A 3,749-nucleotide genomic window follows, 5' to 3' on the forward strand; every position below is an offset into this window, starting at 1 on the left:
TCCGGGGCCCCGGAGGCTCCCGGGCTAGCATGATGACCATGTCCGACTACCACGATGATCTCCGTCTGGCCCATGTCCTCGCGGACGCGGCCGACGCCGCCACGATGGACCGGTTCCAGGCGCTGGACCTCCAGGTGGAGACCAAGCCGGATATGACGCCGGTGAGCGAGGCCGACAAGGCCGCGGAGGAACTGATCCGGGGCCAGCTCCAGCGGGCCCGCCCGCGCGACGCGGTCCTCGGCGAGGAGTACGGCATCAAGGGCACGGGCCCCCGCCGCTGGGTCATCGACCCGATCGACGGCACCAAGAACTACGTACGCGGTGTCCCGGTCTGGGCGACGCTGATCTCCCTCATGGTGGAGGGCGAGGACGGCTATCAGCCGGTGGTGGGTGTGGTGTCGGCCCCCGCGCTGGGGCGGCGCTGGTGGGCGGCGCGCGGAGCGGGCGCCTTCACCGGACGGTCGCTCACCTCCGCGAGCAGGCTTGGGGTGTCCCGGGTGGGCCGGCTCCAGGACGCCTCCTTCGCCTACTCGTCGCTGAGCGGCTGGGAGGAGCAGGGCCGCCTCGGGGGCTTCCTCGACCTCACCCGTGCCTGCTGGCGCACGCGCGGGTATGGCGACTTCTGGCCATACATGATGGTCGCCGAGGGTTCCCTCGACATCTGCGCCGAGCCCGAGCTGTCGCTGTGGGACATGGCCGCCCTCGCGGTCGTGGTGCAGGAGGCGGGCGGCACCTTCACCGGCCTGGACGGCGTCCCCGGTCCGCACAGCGGCAACGCCGCCGCGTCGAACGGTCTGCTCCACTCCGAGCTGCTGGACCATCTCAACCGGCGCGACTGACCCGTACCGCAGGAAGGCCCTCGCAGGGAGGCGGGTCGGGGCGGCGGAGGCGCGGGGGGGCGGGGGCTCCCCGCGTACCCGCGGACCCCGTGCCGATGGACCGGCCCCTCACCGCGCGCTCCCGCCGGGGGCGCGCCCACCGACCGTTACGCGCCGGATACACCGCGACACGCCCGCGCGCGCCGGAACCGGTCGCGCCCGCCCTCTTGCTGCCTCCCGCGAGGACTGCGACTCTGAGAGTCCCCCCACTTGTGAATTTGTGAATCGGTTCTCCCGGAAGAACCGATCCCCCAAGGAGGTGGCTCCATCCATGCTCGTCCGTGATGCCATGAGCACGGTGGTCCTCACCATCGGGCCCGCGCACACACTCCGCCAGGCCGCCCGCCTGATGGCCGCCCGCCGCGTCGGCGCGGCCGTCGTCCTCGACAGCGACACGTGCGGCGTGGGCATTCTGACCGAGCGCGACATCCTGACCTCCGTGGGTACGGGCGAGGACCCCGACCTGGAGTGCGCGGGAACCCACACCACCACCGATGTCGTCTTCGCCGCCCCGGCGTGGACCCTGGACGAGGCGGCCGAGGCGATGTGCCATGGCGGCTTCCGGCACCTGATCGTGATGGATGACAAGGAACCCGTCGGCATCGTCTCCGTACGGGACATCATCCGCTGCTGGGCGCCGTCCCGCCGTCAGCACTCCACCCTCGTCGGCTCCCCCTGAGACCCCACCGCCCCCGACCACTGCCCGCCCGCCGGACACCACCATGGGCACGCACGAGAGGGCCGGATCCCCCTGGACTGGGATCCGGCCCTCCGCTCTACGGCAAGCGTCCGTCAGCCACGCAGGGCCTGGACCGCGGCCTCCAGCCGCTTACCGAAGTCTCCGTCGGCCTGACGGAAGTTGTTGATCGCACGCTCGGCGATGTCATCGCGCGACACCTTGGCGATGAAACCGGAGAGGTTCTCGATCAGACGGCTCTTCTCGTCCTCCGACATCAGCCGGTAGAGGTTGCCCGCCTGGACGAAGTCGCTGTCCTCGGCGTGACCGGGTGCCTCGTGGTTGCCCGTCGCCCCGGAGACGGCGGTCGCGGACCACAGCGGCTTGTCGGTCTGGTACGGGCCGCCGAAGCTGTTGGGCTCGTAGTTCTTCGCACCCTTGTGACGACCGTCGTAGAGGAAGCCGTCCCGGCTGTTGGTGCGCGCCTCGGTGGCGTGCGGCCGGTTCACCGGAAGGTGGTCGGCGTTGATCCCGACGCGGTAGCGGTGCGCGTCACCGTAGGCGAACAGACGACCCTGGAGCATCTTGTCCGGCGAGGGCCCGATGCCCGGCACGAAGTGGGCGGGCGAGAAGATCGACTGCTCGACCTCGGCGAAGATGTTCTCCGGGTTCCGGTTGAGCTCCAGCTTCCCGATCTCGATCGGCGGGTAGTCCTCGTGCGGCCACACCTTGGTGAGGTCGAACGGGTTGAAGCGGTAGGACGCCGCGTCGGCCGCGGGCATGAGCTGCACCTGCACGGTCCACGACGGGAAGTCGCCCCGCTCGATGGCCTCCCGCAGATCGCGCTGGTGGCTGTCGGGGTCCTCACCGGCGAGCCGGTTGGCCTCGTCCTGCGGCAGGTTCTTGATCCCCTGGTCGGTCTTGAAGTGGTACTTGACCCAGAAGACCTCGCCGTCCTTGTTGGTCCACTGGTACGTGTGCGAGCCGTACCCGTTCATGTGGCGGTACGAGGCGGGGATGCCCCGGTCACCGAAGAGCCACGTCACCTGGTGCGTGGACTCGGGCGACAGCCCCCAGAAGTCCCAGACGTTGTCCGCCTCCTGGGAACCCGAGTACGGGTCGCGCTTCTGGGTGTGGATGAAGTCGGGGAACTTGATGGCGTCCTTGATGAAGAACACCGGGGTGTTGTTGCCGACGAGGTCGTAGTTGCCCTCCTCGGTGTAGAACTTCAGCGCGAAGCCCCGGGGATCACGCACCGCGTCGGCCGCGCCGAGGTTGCCCGCCACGGTCGAGAACCGCAGGAAGGTCTCGGTCTCCTTGCCGATCTCCGAGAGGAAACCGGCCCGGGTGTACGCGGTGACATCGGCGGTCACGGTGAAGGTGCCGTAGGCGCCCGCGCCCCGCGCGTGGACGACGCGCTCCGGGATGCGCTCCCGGTTGAAGTGCGCGAGCTTCTCCAGAAGGAGCTGGTCCTGCACCAGAACCGGACCACCGACACCCGCGGTCTCGGAGTTCTGGTTGTCGGCGACCGGCGCCCCGGCCTCCGTGGTGAGCGGTCCCTGCGTCACGTGTCCTCCTGCGTGCTGCTTCTCGTCCTGGCCCTTGTGCCGAGACCGATCCTACGATGGACTTTGTCTAAGTCAAGTGAACATCCAAAGTCACACCCGTTCGGGATCCCGGTCCCCCGCTGCTAGGCTGGTCCTTATGAGTGACCTGTTGGAACGACTCCGCGGACGCGGTTGGCGCATGACCGCACAGCGGCGTGTCGTGGCCGAGGTCCTCGACGGTGAGCACGTCCATCTGACGGCCGACGAGGTGCACGCGCGAGCCGTGGAGAGGCTGCCGGAGATCTCCCGCGCCACCGTCTACAACACGCTCGGCGAGCTGGTCTCCCTGGGCGAGGTGCTGGAGGTCGCGACCGACCGCCGGGCCAAGCGCTACGACCCCAACGCCCACCAACCCCACCAGCACCTGGTCTGCGCCCGGTGCGGCGCGATCCGCGACGTCCACCCGTCCGGCAACCCCCTGGCCGACCTGCCCGCCTCGGAGCGCTTCGGCTTCACCATCTCCGACGTCGAGGTCACCTACCGCGGCATCTGTCCCGGCTGCGCCGCCGCCTGAACCGCCCCCGTGAGCCCCTCACGGGGGCTTACTCGCGGCCACGACGGAAAAACCGAAGGCCCGGATCCTTGAGG

At 69.6% G+C, this 3,749-nt stretch carries 4 protein-coding genes; 3 read left to right on the top strand and 1 reads right to left on the bottom strand.

Annotation, left to right across the window (positions count from 1 at the left end):
• Nucleotides 1–38 precede the first annotated feature (38 nt).
• Nucleotides 39–839 (top strand): histidinol-phosphatase, encoded by an 801-nt coding sequence (gene hisN, locus ACFVIM_RS33825; protein WP_384309830.1) that lies wholly within the window; start codon nucleotides 39–41, stop codon nucleotides 837–839.
• A 310-nt stretch (nucleotides 840–1,149) separates the two neighbouring features.
• The gene (locus tag ACFVIM_RS33830) at nucleotides 1,150–1,557 is read left to right on the top strand and encodes a cyclic nucleotide-binding/CBS domain-containing protein (protein ID WP_384309833.1); all 408 of its coding nucleotides are present in this window, start codon (nucleotides 1,150–1,152) and stop codon (nucleotides 1,555–1,557) included.
• 113 nt (nucleotides 1,558–1,670) lie between these two features.
• Here ACFVIM_RS33830 and ACFVIM_RS33835 read toward each other — a convergent pair whose 3' ends face one another.
• A complete protein-coding gene (locus ACFVIM_RS33835; protein ID WP_384309835.1) occupies nucleotides 1,671–3,122 on the bottom strand; it encodes a catalase in 1,452 nt (483 codons plus the stop codon).
• 136 nt (nucleotides 3,123–3,258) lie between these two features.
• Between ACFVIM_RS33835 and ACFVIM_RS33840 the strand changes: the two genes are divergently transcribed.
• The gene (locus ACFVIM_RS33840; protein ID WP_384309837.1) at nucleotides 3,259–3,675 is read left to right on the top strand and encodes a Fur family transcriptional regulator; all 417 of its coding nucleotides are present in this window, start codon (nucleotides 3,259–3,261) and stop codon (nucleotides 3,673–3,675) included.
• The last annotated feature ends 74 nt before the right edge of the window (nucleotides 3,676–3,749 follow it).

The organism is Streptomyces sp. NPDC057638 (genome assembly GCF_042800315.1).
Classification (GTDB): Bacteria; Actinomycetota; Actinomycetes; order Streptomycetales; family Streptomycetaceae; genus Streptomyces.